The organism is Sphingomonas sp. Ant H11, from assembly GCF_000797515.1.
Lineage (GTDB): Bacteria > Pseudomonadota > Alphaproteobacteria > Sphingomonadales > Sphingomonadaceae > Sphingomonas.
Window position 1 is genome coordinate 53,671 of the sequence record NZ_JSBN01000003.1, and the last position, 16,924, is coordinate 70,594.

General features: G+C 62.5%; 16 protein-coding genes and 2 pseudogenes. All 18 read right to left on the reverse strand.

Annotation, left to right across the window (positions count from 1 at the left end):
• Positions 1-8 precede the first annotated feature (8 nt).
• The gene (nuoN, locus tag NW75_RS01430) at positions 9-1,448 is read right to left on the reverse strand and encodes an NADH-quinone oxidoreductase subunit NuoN (RefSeq protein WP_033963251.1); all 1,440 of its coding nucleotides are present in this window, start codon (positions 1,446-1,448) and stop codon (positions 9-11) included.
• Positions 1,445-2,974 carry an NADH-quinone oxidoreductase subunit M gene (locus NW75_RS01435; RefSeq protein ID WP_033963253.1) on the reverse strand — a complete coding sequence of 510 codons (1,530 nt, stop codon included), beginning with the start codon at positions 2,972-2,974 and terminating at the stop codon, positions 1,445-1,447. The genes nuoN and NW75_RS01435 overlap by 4 nt, the downstream gene beginning before the upstream one ends.
• Positions 2,971-5,055 carry an NADH-quinone oxidoreductase subunit L gene (gene nuoL, locus NW75_RS01440; RefSeq protein ID WP_033963254.1) on the reverse strand — a complete coding sequence of 695 codons (2,085 nt, stop codon included), beginning with the start codon at positions 5,053-5,055 and terminating at the stop codon, positions 2,971-2,973. The genes NW75_RS01435 and nuoL overlap by 4 nt, the downstream gene beginning before the upstream one ends.
• A 7-nt stretch (positions 5,056-5,062) precedes the next feature.
• A complete protein-coding gene (gene nuoK / locus NW75_RS01445) occupies positions 5,063-5,368 on the reverse strand; it encodes an NADH-quinone oxidoreductase subunit NuoK (RefSeq protein ID WP_010402606.1) in 306 nt (101 codons plus the stop codon).
• Positions 5,365-5,976, reverse strand: coding sequence for an NADH-quinone oxidoreductase subunit J (locus tag NW75_RS01450; RefSeq protein WP_033963256.1), 612 nt, complete (start codon positions 5,974-5,976; stop codon positions 5,365-5,367). Before NW75_RS01450 ends, nuoK begins: the two co-directional genes overlap by 4 nt.
• A 33-nt stretch (positions 5,977-6,009) precedes the next feature.
• A complete protein-coding gene (nuoI, locus tag NW75_RS01455) occupies positions 6,010-6,495 on the reverse strand; it encodes an NADH-quinone oxidoreductase subunit NuoI (protein ID WP_010402602.1) in 486 nt (161 codons plus the stop codon).
• Positions 6,492-7,547: an NADH-quinone oxidoreductase subunit NuoH gene (nuoH, locus tag NW75_RS01460; RefSeq protein WP_033963258.1), complete on the reverse strand. Its 1,056-nt coding sequence runs from the start codon at positions 7,545-7,547 to the stop codon at positions 6,492-6,494. Before nuoH ends, nuoI begins: the two co-directional genes overlap by 4 nt.
• A 79-nt stretch (positions 7,548-7,626) precedes the next feature.
• Positions 7,627-9,541 (reverse strand): annotated as a pseudogene (nuoG, locus tag NW75_RS01465) (NADH-quinone oxidoreductase subunit NuoG); the annotation flags it as partial.
• 23 nt (positions 9,542-9,564) lie between these two features.
• Entirely contained in the window at positions 9,565-10,314 is a 750-nt protein-coding gene (locus NW75_RS01470) for a hypothetical protein (RefSeq protein ID WP_033963260.1), read from the reverse strand.
• A pseudogene (gene nuoF / locus NW75_RS01475) lies at positions 10,311-11,614 on the reverse strand (NADH-quinone oxidoreductase subunit NuoF). The gene NW75_RS01470 and the pseudogene nuoF overlap by 4 nt, the downstream one beginning before the upstream one ends.
• A 1-nt stretch (position 11,615) precedes the next feature.
• Entirely contained in the window at positions 11,616-11,786 is a 171-nt protein-coding gene (locus NW75_RS24195; RefSeq protein ID WP_156142946.1) for a hypothetical protein, read from the reverse strand.
• Positions 11,783-12,451: a complex I 24 kDa subunit family protein gene (locus tag NW75_RS01480; protein WP_033963262.1), complete on the reverse strand. Its 669-nt coding sequence runs from the start codon at positions 12,449-12,451 to the stop codon at positions 11,783-11,785. Before NW75_RS01480 ends, NW75_RS24195 begins: the two co-directional genes overlap by 4 nt.
• Complete coding sequence (locus NW75_RS01485) at positions 12,451-12,789, reverse strand: nuclear transport factor 2 family protein (RefSeq protein WP_033963263.1); 339 nt, start codon at positions 12,787-12,789, stop codon at positions 12,451-12,453. Before NW75_RS01485 ends, NW75_RS01480 begins: the two co-directional genes overlap by 1 nt.
• Positions 12,786-14,021, reverse strand: coding sequence for an NADH-quinone oxidoreductase subunit D (locus tag NW75_RS01490; protein WP_033963265.1), 1,236 nt, complete (start codon positions 14,019-14,021; stop codon positions 12,786-12,788). The genes NW75_RS01485 and NW75_RS01490 overlap by 4 nt, the downstream gene beginning before the upstream one ends.
• A complete protein-coding gene (locus tag NW75_RS01495) occupies positions 14,018-14,845 on the reverse strand; it encodes an NADH-quinone oxidoreductase subunit C (protein WP_033963270.1) in 828 nt (275 codons plus the stop codon). The genes NW75_RS01490 and NW75_RS01495 overlap by 4 nt, the downstream gene beginning before the upstream one ends.
• Positions 14,842-15,384: a NuoB/complex I 20 kDa subunit family protein gene (locus tag NW75_RS01500; RefSeq protein WP_010402589.1), complete on the reverse strand. Its 543-nt coding sequence runs from the start codon at positions 15,382-15,384 to the stop codon at positions 14,842-14,844. The genes NW75_RS01495 and NW75_RS01500 overlap by 4 nt, the downstream gene beginning before the upstream one ends.
• On the reverse strand, positions 15,375-15,749 hold the full coding sequence (gene ndhC / locus NW75_RS01505) for an NADH-quinone oxidoreductase subunit A (protein WP_010402587.1): 375 nt from the start codon (positions 15,747-15,749) through the stop codon (positions 15,375-15,377). The genes NW75_RS01500 and ndhC overlap by 10 nt, the downstream gene beginning before the upstream one ends.
• A gap of 283 nt (positions 15,750-16,032) precedes the next feature.
• On the reverse strand, positions 16,033-16,845 hold the full coding sequence (locus NW75_RS01510; protein WP_033963272.1) for an inositol monophosphatase family protein: 813 nt from the start codon (positions 16,843-16,845) through the stop codon (positions 16,033-16,035).
• Positions 16,846-16,924: the final 79 nt, after the last annotated feature.

A 16,924-nucleotide genomic window follows, 5' to 3' on the forward strand; every position in this document is an offset into this window, starting at 1 on the left:
CGTAACCGTCAGAACAGCGCCTTGGCGGCGGTGGTGGTCCACACGCCGAGCGTACCCAAGGTCAGCCACCCGACCGGCGAGACGAACAGCGCCGCTAGCGTAACCAGCAGGCTCTCCACCGGCGTGGCGCGACCGCTATAGGCCTCGCCCGGTGCGTCAAAGTACATCACCTTGACCACGCGCAGGTAATAATAGGCACCGATCACCGACGCGACAAAACCTGCGACCGCCAGCGGATACAAACCACCGTGCACTGCGGCGTTGAACACCGCCAGCTTGGCATTGAAGCCCAGCAGCGGCGGGATGCCCGCCAGCGAGAACATGAAGGTCGCCATCGCCAAAGCCAGCGCCGGACGCGAGCGCGACAGGCCCGCCAGGCTGACGATCGTCTCGACCGGTTGCCCCTCGCTATCCTTCATCTGCAGCACCACGATGAAGCTGCCCAGCGTCATCACGACATAGACCGTAAGGTAGAACAGCACTGCCGCCACGCCGTCCTGCGTACCGGCGGCAAGACCGATCAGCACGAAGCCGACATTGTTGATCGACGAATAGGCCAGCAGGCGCTTGACGTTGGTCTGCCCGATCGCCGCAACCGCACCGAAGATGATCGAGGCAAGCGCCGCGAAGATCACGATCTGCCGCCATTGGTCCGTGGCCGGGCCCATCGCTTCCACGGCAACGCGCACTGCAAGGCCGATCGCCGCCACCTTAGGGGCCGAGGCGAAGAACGCCGTCACCGGCGTGGGCGCGCCTTCGTAGACGTCGGGGGTCCACATATGGAACGGCACCGCGCTCATCTTGAACGCCAGCCCGGCAAACACGAACACCAGCCCGAAGGTCAGCCCCAGCGAACGCCCCGCGCCATAAGCGGTCGCGATCGACGAGAACAACGTGGTCCCGCTGAACCCATAGACCAGGCTGATGCCGTAGAGCAGGATACCGCTCGCCAGCGCGCCCAGCACGAAATACTTAAGCCCCGCTTCGGCCGAGCGTACATCGCGCCGCATGAAGCTCGCCAGCACATAGGCAGCAAGGCTCTGCAGTTCGAGGCCGACATACAGCGTCAGCAAATCGCCCGCAGACACCATCATGCCCATACCCGCCGCCGACAGCAGGATCAGCACCGGATATTCCGGACGCAGGTCATCACCGCGACCGATCGCGAAGAAGCGCGGCGCGAGGATGATGGCAACCGCCGACGCACCATAGATCAGCACCTTCGCAAAGGCGGCAAAGGCATCCGCGCGGTACAAACCACCAAAGGCCGCCCCGCCCGACGAGGCCGGGCCCATCAGCGCAATGCCAGCGCCGATCAGCACCGCAACCGACGCCCACGACACCAGTCGTGTGGACGCTTGTCCACCCCACGCCGACACCAGCATCAACGCGATCGCGCCAACCGCCAGCACCAGTTCCGGCAAGGTCATCAACAGCGAAGCGTTCATGGCCGTGCCTCCGCATGTTCGGCGGGTGTCGCCAGCGCCTTGCCAGCGGTCGGCAGCGAATCGCCAGCCGGTGCTGCCCGCGCGATCCGCGCCTGCAAGGTCGCCACATCGCCGCGCATCGGGGCGAGGAAGCTCTCAGGGTATACCCCCATCCACAACACAACGGCGGCAATCGGGGCCAGCAACGCAATCTCCCGCAGGCTCAAATCCGGCATGGTGCGGACATCGTCATGGACGATCTCGCCAAACACCACGCGGCGATACAGATACAGCATATAGGCAGCCCCCAGGATGATCCCGGTGGTGCACAGCAAGGTCGCCAGTGTCGACACGCGATAGGTCCCGGCCAGCGACAGGAATTCGCCGACGAACCCGCTCGTGCCCGGCAAGCCGACCGACGCCATGGTGAACAGCATGAACAGCAAGGCGTAGCGCGGCATGTTGATCGCAAGGCCGCCGTAACGGCTGATCTCGCGCGTGTGCAGCCGGTCATAGATCACACCGACGCACAGGAACAACGCCGCCGATACCAGGCCGTGGCTGAGCATGACGATCATCGCGCCTTCCAGACCCTGGCGGTTGAAGGCGAACAGGCCGATCGTCACGATCGCCATGTGCGCGACCGAGGAATAGGCGATCAGCTTCTTCATGTCGGACTGCACGAGTGCGACCAGCGAGGTGTAGATCACCGCAATCGCCGACAGCGACAGGATCAGCCAGCCGAACTGCGCCGAGGCTTCCGGGAACATCGGCAGCGAGAAGCGCAGGAAGCCGTATCCGCCGAGCTTCAGCAACACGCCGGCCAGGATCACAGAACCTGCCGTCGGTGCCTGCACGTGCGCATCGGGCAACCAGGTGTGGAATGGCCACATCGGCATCTTCACCGCGAACGAGGCGAAGAAAGCAAGCCACAGCCACGGCTGCACGCGCACCGGGAAATCGGTGCCCAGCAGCGTCGGAATGTCGCTGGTGCCGGAATAGCTGACCATCCACAGCATCGCGACGAGCATCAGCAGCGAGCCCAGCAGCGTGTAGAGGAAGAATTTGTACGAAGCGTAGATGCGGTTCGCGCCGCCCCAGATGCCGATGATCAGGTACATCGGGATCAGACCAGCCTCGAAGAAGATGTAGAACAGGAACATGTCCTGCGCCGTGAACGTGCCGATCATCAGCATTTCGGTGATGAGGAACGCCGCCATATATTCCTGCACGCGCTCGGTGACCGCCACCCAGCTCGCGCCGATGCAGATCGGCATCAGGAACACGCTGAGCATCACCAGCATCAGCGCGAAGCCGTCGATACCGAGCTTCCAGCTGAACACGCCCAGGCTGCCGGCATTCTCGACGAACTGCCACTGCGGCCCGCCAATGTCGAAATTGGCCCACAGCCAGATCCCGAGCACGAGATCGACCAGCGTCGCGATCAACGCGATCCAGCGCGCGCCCTGCGCACTGGCAAAGAGACAGGCAATGGCTGCGATCGCCGGGATGGCGAGCATGATCGATAGCATGGGAAGGCCGCTCACTTGCTCGTCGCCCAAATGTTGATCGCCCAGGTCACGGCCCCGGTTAACCCCAGCAGCATGACGAACGCATAAGTGTATACATATCCCGATTGGACCCTGCCCGCGACGCGCGCACTCCGCTCGACCACCCACGCGGCACCATCCGGCCCCAGGCGGTTGATCGTCTTCTCGTCACCACGGTGCCAGAAGAAGCGGCCGAGCGCGAAGGCAGGCCTCACGAACAGCAGGTTGTAGAGTTCGTCGAAATACCATTTGTTCAACAGGAACAGGTAGATCGGACGGTAGGTCGCGGCCAGCCTGGCCGGTGCTTCCGGCGCGCGGATGTAGAAGATGTACGCGCCCAGCAGGCCGAGCAGCATCGCCACCGACGCCGACAGTTTCACACCCAGCGGAACCTCGTGCATCGCATGCATCAGATGCTCGTTGAACGCGATCGCGCCGTGCCAATAGGCCTCGCCTGCGCTCGGCTCGATGAAATAGCCGTGGAACACGAAGCCAGCGAACACCGCACCAATCGACAGCAGGATCAGCGGGATCAGCATCGGGAACGGGCTCTCATGCGGATGATAGCCACCCGTCCCGTCGCTATGCGCCGCATGGCCATGGCCGTGATCGGCATGGGCGTGCGCATGGTCGTGACCATGATCGTCATGGCCGTGGCCATGCGCATCGTGCAGCGCGTGCTGGATATGCTCGGACTGCTCCCAGCGCGGCTTGCCCCAGAAGGTGAGGAACATCAGGCGCCACGAATAGAAGCTGGTCAGCAACGCAACGATGATGCCGACGATCGACGCGCCATGCTGGCCAGCGGCCCAGGCGCCCTCGATGATCGCGTCCTTCGAATGGAAGCCCGCAAAGCCAAAGGCGATCGGATTGCCGAACACCGCCGGAATGCCAACGCCGGTAATCGCCAGCGTGCCCATCATCATCCCCCAGAAGGTCAGCGGGATGTGTTTCCGCAGGCCGCCATAATAGCGCATGTCCTGCTCGTGATGCATTGCATGGATCACCGAACCGGCACCCAGGAACAGCAGCGCCTTGAAGAAAGCGTGCGTGAACAGGTGGAACATCGCCGCGCCATAAGCGCCACACCCGGCCGCGAAGAACATGTAGCCGAGCTGCGAACAGGTCGAATAGGCGATCACGCGCTTGATGTCAGTCTGCACCAGCCCGACCGTCGCCGCGAACAGGCAGGTCGCCGCACCGATCGTCATCACGACATGCAGCGCGAAGGGCGACGTTTCGAACATCGGCGACAGGCGGCACACCATGAACACACCGGCGGTGACCATCGTCGCCGCGTGGATCAGCGCCGACACCGGGGTCGGGCCTTCCATCGCGTCCGGCAACCAGGTGTGCAGGCCGAGCTGCGCCGACTTGCCCATCGCACCGACGAACAGCAGCAGGCACAGCAGCGTCATCGTATCGATGCGATAGCCGACGAACCCGATCGTCGACCCCGCCATCCCCGGCGCGAGCCGCAGGATTTCGGGGATCGAGATGGTGTGGAACACCAGATAGGTGCCGAAGATGCCGAGCATGAAACCAAGGTCGCCGACACGGTTGACGACGAACGCCTTGATCGCGGCGGCATTGGCGCTGGGCTTGCGGAACCAGAAGCCGATCAGCAGGTAGGACGCGAGACCCACGCCTTCCCAGCCGAAGAACATCTGGACCAGATTATCGGCGGTCACCAGCATCAGCATGGCGAAGGTGAACAGCGACAGATAGGCGAAGAAGCGCGGCTGGTCCGGGTCTTCATCCATATAGCCCCAGCTATACAGATGGACGAGCGCCGAGACGCTGGTGATCACCACCAGCATCACGGCCGTCAGCGCATCAACGCGGAGCGCCCAGTCGATGCGCATGTCGCCCGAGTGGATCCAGTCGAGCACCGGCGTCACCGTGGCTTCGCCACCGCTCAGATATGGGATGAAGACTGTCCAGCTCAGGAACGCCGAGATAAACAGCGCGCCCGTCGTCACGATCTTCGGCAGGACCGCCCCGAACGTCTTGTTCGAGAAGCCCGCGACGATCGCCGCCAGCAGCGGCAGGAAAACGATGAAAAGGATAGACGTCACGTCGCGATCACCCCTTCATCCGGTTGACATCGTCAACCGAGATCGTCCCGCGGCTGCGGAAATAGATAACGAGAATGGCCAAGCCGATCGCGGCCTCGCCAGCCGCCACCGTCAGCACGAACATCGCGAAAACCTGGCCCACCAGGTCATGCAGATAGCCCGAAAAGGCCACGAAATTGAGGTTCACCGCCAGCAGGATCAACTCGATCGCCATCAGCATGACGATCAGGTTCTTGCGATTGGCGATGATGCCGAACACGCCGAGCGCGAACAGGATCGCCCCGACGACGAGATAATGGCCGAGCCCAATCACAGGTCTATCCCTCCGCCGACAGTCGGCTGCGTGTTGCGCGTCGCATCCTGCGGACGCCGCGCATTCTGGCGTGCGATGTTCTGCTTGCGCGAACCCGTGCGGTCGCGGTGTGTCAGCACGATTGCGCCGATCATGGCGACCAGCAGTACCAGCCCTGCCCCTTCAAACACGAACAGATAGCGCGTGTAGAGCAGCATCCCGAGCGCTTCGATATTGGGCACCGTTTCCGGCGTCGGCGCGGCGCGGCGGGCGAGCTCGATCTTGCCCGCGCTCCAGGCCCCGAAAGCGACCATGATCTCCGCCGCCAGCCCGATCGCGAGCACCGCGCCGAGTGCCGCGTAGCGCACGAACCCCGCGCGCAGCTCCGCAAAATCGATGTTGAGCATCATCACCACGAATAGGAACAGCACGGCGACTGCGCCCACGTAGACGATGACGAGCAGCATCGCGATAAACTCCGCCCCCACCAGCACCATCAGGCCGGCGGCGTTGAAGAAAGCGAGGATCAGCCACAGCACGGCATGGACCGGGTTGCGGGCGGTAATCGTCAACGCGGCCGACACGATAACGATCGTCGCGAAGAGATAAAAGGCGAGTGCCTGTATCACGGAATCAGTGGGCCCCTTACAGTCGGCTGGCGATTAACGGTACGGCGCATCGGCGGCAAGGTTCGCCGCGATGGCGCTTTCCCAGCGATCCCCGTTGGCGAGCAATTTCGCCTTGTCGTAAATCAGTTCCTCGCGCGTTTCGGTCGCATATTCGAAATTCGGTCCCTCGACCACGGCATCGACCGGGCACGCTTCCTGGCACAGGCCGCAGAAGATGCACTTGGTCATGTCGATGTCGTAGCGCGTCGTGCGGCGGCTGCCGTCGTCGCGCGGTTCGGCCTCGATCGTGATCGCCTGTGCCGGGCACACCGCCTCGCACAGCTTGCACGCGATGCAGCGTTCCTCGCCATTCGGGTAGCGCCGCAGCACATGCTCGCCACGGAAGCGCGGGCTGAGCGGGTTCTTCTCGAACGGATAGTTGATCGTCGCCTTCGCCTTGAAGAAATACTTCAGGGTGAGAGTGTGCGCCTTGAGGAACTCCCAAAGCGTGTAGGATTTGATGATCTGAGCAAGGCTCATGACGGAACTCCAACGCGGGTCAGCATGAGGAAGCCGGACACCAGGAACACCCAGAACAGCGACAGCGGCAGGAAGATCTTCCACCCCAGCCGCATCAGCTGGTCATAGCGGTAACGCGGGACGGTCGCCTTCACCCAGCTGAACACGAAGAAGAACAGCAGGATCTTGATAAACAGCCAGAGGATCCCCGGCACCGCGTACAGGATCGGAAGATCCAGCGGCGGCAGATATCCGCCCCAGAACAACGTCGCGTTCAAGGCGCACATCAGAATAACGTTGGCATATTCACCAAGCCAATAAAGCGCGAACGCCATCGACGAATATTCAGTCTGATAGCCCGCGACCAATTCGCTCTCGGCCTCGGCCAGATCGAACGGCGCGCGCTGCGTTTCGGCCAGCGACGAGATGAAGAACACCACCGCCATCGGGAACAGCAAGGGGTTCAGGAAGAAGCCATTGACCGGCGTCCCCATCACGCTCTTCTGCGCTTCGACGATTGTGGTCAGGTTGAAGCTGCCGCTCCACAGCACGATCGAAATCAGCACGAAACCGATCGCGACCTCATAGCTCACCATTTGCGCCGCCGCGCGGATCGCCGAGAAGAACGGATATTTGGAGTTGGACGCCCAACCCGCGAGAATGATGCCGTACACCCCGAGCGACGACGCGGCGAGCACATACAGCAAGCCGACATTGATATCAGCGAGCGCGGCTCGCGCATCGAATGGCACCACCGCCCACACGATCAGCGCGACCGTAAAGGTGATAATCGGCGCGATCAGGAACAGCGTCTTGTTCGCTGCCGAAGGAACAATCGTTTCCTGCAGGAACACCTTGAGGCCGTCGGCGAAGGATTGCAGCAACCCGAGCGGGCCAACCACGTTCGGACCACGGCGCAGCGCCATCGACGCCCAGATCTTGCGATCGGCATAGATGATCATCGCCACTGCCAGCATCAGCGGCAGCGCGATCAGCAGAATGTCCATCAAAGTGGCAAGGAACCACGCCCAGCCAAAGGGAAGGCCGAAACGGTAGGTGAAGAAACTGGTCATTCCGCCGCTCCGCGAATTCCTGGCCGTGGACAAGTTCAGCCGAGCAGCGCTGCATCGTCGGCGACGCGCGACAGATCGCGTTCGTCAGATAGAAATCCTTGATCGGATAGCCGGCGATCTCGCCCGCAGCGGCCGCGTCGAGCGCAGGCGGTGCCCAGTCGAACGTCGCCAGCCCCAGCGTTCCGAGCGCAGGCGTATCGACCGCCATCGCCGCGCGCAGTTCCTCGATCGTATCGAACGGCAGCGTCTTGCCCATCACGCCCGACAGAGCGCGCAGGATCGTCCAATCCTCGCGGGCATCGCCCGGCGGGAAGACGGCGCGCTCGCCGCGCTGCACCCGGCCTCGAGATTGACATAGGTGCCGGATTTCTCGGCATAGCTCGCCGCCGGCAGAACCACGTCCGCTGCCGCTGCCCCCTTGTCGCCATGATGGCCGATATAGACTTTGAACGTATCCGCAAACGCGCCGAAATCGACTTCGTCCGCGCCCAGGAAGAAAGCGAGCTTCGGCTTGGCCGCAACCAGGTCGCAATGCCGCCCTTCTGCGCATAGCCCAGCATCAACCCGCCCATGCGGCTCGCCGCCATGTGCAGCACGTTGAAGCCGTTCCAGCCATCCTTGACCAGACCCAGCGACGGCACCAGCGCCAGCGCCGCGCCAAGCGCCTTCAGCCCAGCCCCGCCGACGATCACCATCGGACGCTCGGCCTTGGCGAACGCCTCGGTCACCGCCTCGGGCAGATTGCCGAGCACGCCGAGATCGGCACCCAGCCATTCGACCTTATAGGTCAGCTCGGTTTCCGGCCCGATCGCGAAGACCTTTGCGCCCTTCTTGATCGCCTTGCGGATGCGCGTGTTCACCAGCGGCGCTTCCCAGCGCACGTTGCTGCCCACGATCAGGATCACATCGGCCTTTTCGGTGCCCGCGATCGTCGTGTTGAAATTGACCGCAGCCAGGCTCGACGTGTCATAATCCATGCCGGTCTGGCGGCCTTCGAGCAGGGTCGAGCCCATGCTGCCGAGCAGTGCCTTCGTGGCATACATCGTCTCGCAATCGACCAGATCGCCCGCGACCGCAGCCACGCTCGCGCCCGCATCGACCTGCGAGATCGCCAGGAACGCCGCATCCCACGATGCTTCGGTCAGGCGACCGTCTTTACGGATATACGGCTTGTCGAGGCGGCGGCGGACAAGACCATCAACCGCGTGGCGCGTCTTGTCGCTCGCCCATTCCTCGTTCACGTCCTCGTTGATGCGCGGCAGCGCGCGCAGCACCTGGCGACCGCGTGAATCGAGCCGGATGTTGGTGCCGACCGCGTCCATCACGTCGATGGTCAGCGTCTTCTTCAGCTCCCACGGGCGCGCCTCGAACGCATAAGGCTTGGAGGTCAGCGCACCGACCGGGCACAGGTCGACGACATTGCCCGACAGTTCGCTCGTCACGGCATGTTCGAGATACGACACGATCTGCATGTTCTCGCCACGCCCGATCGCACCGATTTCCTCGACGCCAGCGACTTCCTCGGCAAAACGGATGCAGCGCGTGCACTGGATGCAGCGCGTCATCACCGTCTTGACGATCGGCCCCATATATTTCTCGGTGACCGCGCGCTTATTCTCGCTGTAGCGCGACTGGCCACGGCCATAGGCAACCGATTGGTCCTGCAGATCGCATTCACCGCCCTGATCGCAAATCGGGCAATCGAGCGGATGGTTGATGAGCAGGAACTCCATCACCCCTTCGCGCGCATTCTTCACCATCGGCGAGTTGGTGAAGATCTCCTGCTTGTCCGCCGCCGGCAGCGCGCACGATGCCTGCGGCTTGGGTGGTCCGGGCTTCACCTCGACCAGGCACATCCGGCAATTGCCGGCGATGCTCAGCCGCTCATGATAGCAGAAACGCGGGATTTCCTTGCCGGCGAGTTCGCACGCCTGGAGCACGGTGGCACCAGCGGGAACTTCGATCTCGACGCCATCGACTTTAAGTTTAGGCATGGTTCGCGCTCAAACTTTCTTATTCATGGTTTCGCCGCAGCAGCGACTTGAGCCTGCTGTGGGCGAGAAAAGCGATTCCACAATCCATCTGCGACATAGACGCGAATGCTCGCCGGACTCATCGAAAACTGGATGCCTTGTTCCAGGCATTTGCCCAATGCGGGTGCCAGTGCCCGTGCCGCCGCTCGCTCGCTCGCACTTGCGGGCATAGTACGGAGCAACGCATCCGACCCGCTCACATCGTTAAAGACTACGCAATCTGCAAATGCTCCGAGCGCCCGCGCCTTGGGCAAATTGTCGCTATTGGAGACGTAGGTCCGATCAATAACTTCCACCGACCCGGGGGCGAGCGTAGGCGCGACAGGGTGGCCCGCAAGATATGTTTCTTCAGCCAAAAATCCGCGTAACATCTCGCGCTTGAATTTGAAGCCAAGCGTGTTTTGCGTGACGCTCGCCTGCTTCCCAAGGCACTCTGACATGTCAAAGGTACTAGCTACATCGGAGATTTTTGCGGCCTTTATATCCACGCTCACGGGGTCACTATAGGTTAGTATTACGGCCGCTGCCTTCTTATTGCGATTGTAAATGCACCGAGCAAACGCCTTCTTGATTAAGCCTGCGTCCTTCGCCTCCACGGCCTGCGGCGCAACCGGAATGAGCGAGCCGGTCTGCACTTCGGGCTTCAACTGACCGAACGCAACCGCAGGCATCAAGCCGACAAACAGTACCATGACCGGTAGTGTCGACTGTCTCAAGGCGATTGCAGCGCTCATTCCGCCGCTTCCATCATCGGGCTCAACCCGCCGCCACGCTTTTCAGTGATCCGCCGCTCCATCTCGGGGCGGAAGTGCTTGATCAGGCCCTGGATCGGCCAGGCCGCCGCATCGCCGAGCGCGCAGATCGTGTGGCCCTCGACCTGCTTGGTCACCTGATACAGCGTATCGATCTCGGAAATGTCCGCGTCGCCGGTGCGCATCCGCTCCATCACGCGCCACATCCAGCCGGTGCCCTCGCGGCACGGCGTGCATTGGCCGCAGCTCTCATGCTTGTAGAAATAGGACAAGCGGCTGATCGCGCGGACGATGTCGGTCGACTTGTCCATCACGATGATCGCGGCCGTGCCCAGACCCGAACCGACCTTCTTCAGGCCGTCGAAATCCATCGGGCAGTCCATGATCTCGGCGGCCGGCACCAGAGGCACCGACGATCCGCCCGGGATCACCGCGAGCAGATTGTCCCACCCGCCGCGAATGCCGCCGCAATGCGTCTCGATCAGTTCGCGGAAGGTGATCGACATCGCTTCTTCGACCACGCACGGCGTGTTCACATGGCCGCTGATCTGGAACAGCTTGGTCCCGCGATTGTTCTCCGCGCCAAAGCTGGCGAACCATTCCGGCGAGCGTCGCAGGATCGTCGGGACGACCGCGATCGACTCCACGTTGTTCACCGTGGTCGGGCAGCCATACAGGCCCGCACCCGCCGGGAAGGGCGGCTTCAGGCGCGGCTGCCCCTTCTTGCCCTCCAGGCTTTCGAGCATCGCGGTTTCTTCACCGCAAATATAGGCACCTGCGCCGCGATGGACGAACACATCGAAATCATAGCCCGATCCGCTCGCATTCTTGCCGATCAGACCCTTGGCATACGCCTCGGCGACGGCCGCGAACAGCACTTCGGCTTCGCGGATATATTCGCCGCGAATGTAGATGTACGCCGCCCGCGCGCGCATCGCATAGCCCGCGATCAGCGCGCCTTCGATCAGCTTGTGCGGGTCATGCCGGATGATCTCGCGGTCCTTGCACGAACCCGGCTCGGATTCGTCGGCGTTGATGACCAGAAAATTCGGGCGATCCGGCTTCGGTTCCTTGGGCATGAACGACCATTTGGTGCCGGTCGGAAAACCCGCGCCGCCACGGCCGCGCAGGCCAGACGCCTTGACCGCGTCGATCAGGGCATCCTGCCCGCGCGCCATCAGGCCCTTGGTGTCATCCCAATCGCCACGCATGATCGCGGCGTCGAGCGTCCACGCTGGAAGCCGTAGACATTGGTGAAAATGCGATCCTTGTCCGCGAGCACGTTACTTGCCCCCCCCGATCCGCTTGTTGCCGGTGAGCGCGAGATAGATCACCACGCCAAGCCCGATCACGACCAGCGGCCCGAGCAGCGACAGCGTCAGCCGCAACACCCAGCCCGCGACCACGATGCCGCCGATGATCGCCAGGATCAGTATGATGGTGTTTTTGTTCATGCCCATTCCCCGCGATAATCGTGGTTCTCGGCAACCATGTCCTTGAGCGAGGTCGGCCCGCCTGCCGGGCAGCTATCGCGGCGCCCGGTCTGCGACCCCGCCGTCACCGGCTTGCCCTCGGCCAGCGCCTCGAGCAGCGCGATGGTCTTGTCGTAATCCAGATCCTCGAAATTATCGTCGTTGATCTGCACCATTGGAGCATTGGCGCACGCGCCCAGACACTCGACCTCGGTCAGTGTGAACAGGCCGTCCGGGGTGGTATGGCCCTTGGACAGGCCCTTATTCTTGCACGCCGACAGCACGTCGTCGCTGCCGCCCAGCATGCACGGCGTCGTGCCGCACACCTGAACGTGATAGCGGCCGACCGGTGCCATGTTGAACATCGTATAGAAGGTCGCGACCTCATACACGCGCATGTACGGCACGCCGATCTGCCGAGCGACGAACTCGATCACCGGCACCGGCAGCCAGCCTTGCGTCTGCGTCTCGGCACCAACCTGGCGCTGCGCCAGATCGAGGAACGGGATCGAAGCCGATTGCTCGCGGCCCTTGGGATAGCGACCGAGGATCTCGTTCGCTTTCTTCTGGTTTTCCTCATTCCACGCAAACGCGCCCCAGCGCGCGCGGGTCTCGGCTTCGTCAGGAATTTTGGGCGCGTCGGCCATTAGCGGATGAACTCCACGCGGGCGACCTTGTCGCCCTCAAACGAATAAAGGGACATGACTTCGAACTGCTCGCCACCGGGACCGCGCGAGACGTTTTCGTGCAACACCACGGTATCGCCCAGGACATAGGACGACAGCACTTCGGCACGGTTCTCGGGATATTGCGTGAACATCGCCTTCAGCCCTGCGCGAACACCCTCCTGCCCGTCGCGTACCACGGCACCGCGGTACATTGCCTCGCACGCATCGCCGGTCATTTCCGCGACGTAGCCGTCCGCATCCTGCGCGTTGTACAGCGCGATCATGCGATGCGCGGTGGCGAGACGTGCGCTGCTCACCGGTCGCACTCCCCGAACACGATATCCATCGCGCCCAGAATGGCGGTCGTATCAGCCAGCATGTGGCCCTTCGCCATGAAGTCCATCGCCTGCAGATGCGAGAAGGCGGTCGGGCGGATCTTGCAGCGATACGGCTTGTTGGTGCCGTCCGCGACCAGATACACGCCGAACTCGCCCTTCGGGCTTTCGGTCGCGACATACACGTCGCCTGCGGGCACGTGATAGCCTTCGGTGTACAGCTTGAAGTGATGGATCAATGCTTCCATCGAGCGTTTCATCTCGGCGCGCTTGGGCGGCACTACCTTGCGGTCGAGCGACGCGATCGGCCCCTCCGGCATATCGCGCAAGCACTGCTTCATGATCCGCGCCGACTGGCGGACTTCCTCAACGCGCACCATGAACCGGTCATAGCAATCGCCGCGCGTGCCGACCGGTACGTCAAAATCCATCTTGGCGTAAACATCGTAAGGCTGCGACTTGCGCAGATCCCACGCGATACCCGAGCCACGGATCATCGGACCCGAAAAGCCCCACTTGATCGCATCGTCACGGCTGACCGTGGCGATATCGACGTTGCGCTGCTTGAAGATGCGGTTGTCCGCCACGAGCGAGATCGCGTCCTCGAACAGTCGCGGCAAACGCGTATCGAGCCAGTCGGCGATGTCGGTCAGCAGCTTCAGCGGCGCATCCTGGTGCACCCCACCCGGACGGAAATAGGCGCTGTGCATCCGCGCGCCAGAGACGCGCTCGAAGAAGTTCATGCAGTCTTCGCGGATTTCGAACAACCACAGGTTCGGCGTCATCGCGCCGACGTCCATGACGTGCGAACCGAGGTTCAACATGTGGTTCGAAATACGCGTCAGCTCGGCGAACAGCACGCGCAGATATTGCGCGCGAAGCGGCACTTCCAGATCGAGCAGCTTCTCGACCGCAAGCACATAGCTATGCTCCATGCACAGCGGCGAGCAGTAATCGAGCCGGTCGAAATAGGGCAGCGCCTGCGTGTAGGTCTTATACTCGATCAGCTTCTCGGTGCCCCGGTGCAGCAGCCCGACATGCGGATCGACGCGCTCGACGATTTCGCCGTCCAGCTCCATCACCAGACGCAAAACGCCGTGCGCGGCGGGATGCTGCGGGCCGAAGTTGATCGTGTAATTCTGAATCTCGACATCGCCGACCTCGGGATCTTCCCCGTCAAGGCGATGTTCGATTTGGTCGAGATAGTCGGTCACTGGTTCTGCCCCTTCCCGTTGGAGGGAACGACATCGGGATTGGCCGGCTTCTCGCCTGCGTCAGGGCCTGCCTTGCCTGCACCGGACTGCGCAGTGCTGTCCGTCGTTTTGGGCTGACTCGATGCCTGCTTGGGCGATGCGGCAGCATCGGCCTTGACGATTTCATCGGCCTTGAGCGGGGTCGGCGCGCCCTTTTCCTCAGGCAGCTTCGCCTTTTCGTCGCCGGGCAGCACATATTCCGCGCCTTCCCAGGGACTCATGAAATCGAAGGTACGGAAATCCTGCGCCAGCGCGACAGGCTCGTATACAACGCGCTTGGCTTCTTCCGAATAGCGCAGTTCGACATAGCCGCTGAGCGGGAAGTCCTTGCGCTGCGGATGACCACGAAAGCCGTAATCGGTCAGGATGCGACGGAGATCGGCATTGCCCGAGAACAGCACGCCGTACATGTCATACACTTCGCGCTCGAGCCAACCGGCAACCGGCCAGATGCCGGTTACCGACGGGACCGGCTTTTCGTCGTCGGTCTGCACATGCACGCGGATGCGGTGATTGCGAGTCAGCGATAGCAGGCAATAGACGACCTCGAACCGGTCGATGCCGCGATCGGGATAATCGACGCCCGCGATTTCCATCAGCTGCTGATATTCAAGACCGGGCGTGTCCCGCAGCGCGACCATTGTCTCGACCAGCGAGGCGCGATCGACATGCAGCGCGACTTCACCCACCGCCTCGACCGGCGCGAGCAATTTGGCACCGAGCGCGGTCCGCGCGGTGTCGATTACGCCATCATTGGCGACATAGGCTGGAGCGGGGGCCCTCACCGTTCGATCGTCCCGACACGGCGGATCTTCCGCTGAAGCTGCATGATGCCGTAGAGCAGCGCTTCGGCGGTCGGCGGACAACCGGGCACATAGATGTCGACCGGCACGATCCGGTCGCAGCCACGCACCACCGAATAGCTGTAATGGTAATAGCCGCCGCCATTGGCGCAGCTCCCCATCGAGATGACGTATTTCGGCTCCGACATCTGGTCATAGACCTTTCGCAGCGCCGGGGCCATCTTGTTGCACAGCGTGCCTGCGACGATCATCACGTCCGACTGGCGCGGAGACGCGCGCGGTGCCGCGCCGAAACGCTCGAGATCATAGCGCGGCATGTTGACGTGGATCATCTCGACCGCGCAGCAGGCGAGCCCGAAGGTCATCCACCACAGCGAGCCGGTACGCGCCCACTGGAACAGTTCTTCGGTCGAGGTGACGAGGAAACCCTTGTCGCCGAGTTCGCCATTGAGATCGTTGAAGAACGACGCGTCGGGCTGGACGATATCCTGACCGGACGGACGGATGAGTTCTACTCCCATTCGAGCGCTCCCTTCTTCCACGCATAGACCAGGCCGAGCGCCAGTTCGACGATGAACAGCATCATCGAGCCCCAGGCGACCCAGCCAAGTTTGAAGACCGACACGGCCCAGGGATACAGAAACGCCGCTTCCAGATCGAAGATGATGAACAGGATGGCGACGAGATAAAAGCGCACGTCGAACTGGCTGCGCGGATCTTCGAACGCGGGGAAGCCGCACTCATATTCGCTCAGCTTTTCGGGGGTCGGCTTGTGCGCGCCGGTCAGGCGGGCAACGATCATCGGCAGAAACACGAACGCGCTGGAGAGCGCGAGTGCCACGCCGAGGAACAGCAGGATCGGCAAATAGTGGGACAGGTCAACCAATGGGTTTCTCGCATGTGCGAACAGGTGTGCGTGGGCTTTAGGACGATGCACTTTGAGGGGCAAGGGTCGCGGGAGTGAGAATGAATCGCAACTAAAATCCTTCCCCCAAAGGACCGACGGTCTCGCCCATAAGCGCAGCCGGTGGCAGTCGGTTCTGCTCTTTATGGCTTTGTGTCTTCGTGCGAGCAAAAACAGCTTCTCGCACGAAGACACAAAGCCACGAAGCGATCGCGTTTGTGCTCGACTGTACCGCTCCCCTTCGCGTCGAGGGAGAGACGAAATTTTAGCGGAGTGCCCCCGCGAGCAGCTTGTGCAAACGCGATTGCAGCGCGTCGTTGGCCGCCAGGAATTCGCTGCGCTCCATCATGCGGTCGCCACCCCGGAAATCGGTGACGAAACCACCGGCCTCCTTGACCAGCAACAGCCCTGCCGCGACGTCCCACGGCTGCAGCGCCGATTCCCAATAGCCGTCATACCGGCCAGCGGCGACCCAGGCGAGATCGAGCGCGGCCGATCCCATCCGCCGGATCCCAGCGACTTCCGGCGCAATCGCACCGAAAATGCGGCTCCATTCGACGAAATTGCCGTGCCCCAGGAACGGGATACCCGTCGCGATCAGCGAATCGGCCAGGTCGCGGCGCGCCGATACGCGCAGCCGCTGCTCCTGCACCCACGCGCCGCGCCCCTTTTCGGCCCAGAACGCTTCGTCGGTGATCGGCTGATAGATCAGGCCCGAGGTGATCTCGCGCTTGCCATTGGGCATCGGCTCCTCGACCGCGATCGAAATCGCGAAATGCGGAATGCCGTGGAGAAAGTTGGTCGTGCCATCGAGCGGATCGACGATGAAGCGCGGCTTGTTGGGGTCGCCCGCGACCTCGCCGCGCTCCTCCATCAGGAAACCCCAATCGGGCCGCGCGCGCGACAATTCTTCATACAGCGTCTGCTCGGCGCGCTGATCGGCCATTGAGACGAAATCGGCCGGCCCCTTGCGGCTGACCTGCAACTGCTGAACCTCGTTGAAATCACGACGCAGGCGCGGGCCGGCCTTGCGCGCGGCGCGGTCCATGATCGTCATCAGGCCGGAATGGGATGCCATATTATTTCCTTCTATCCCTCTCCCCTTCAGGGGAGAGGGCAAGCGAGCGAAGCGAAGCGCGGGAGAGGGGCAGTGAGCG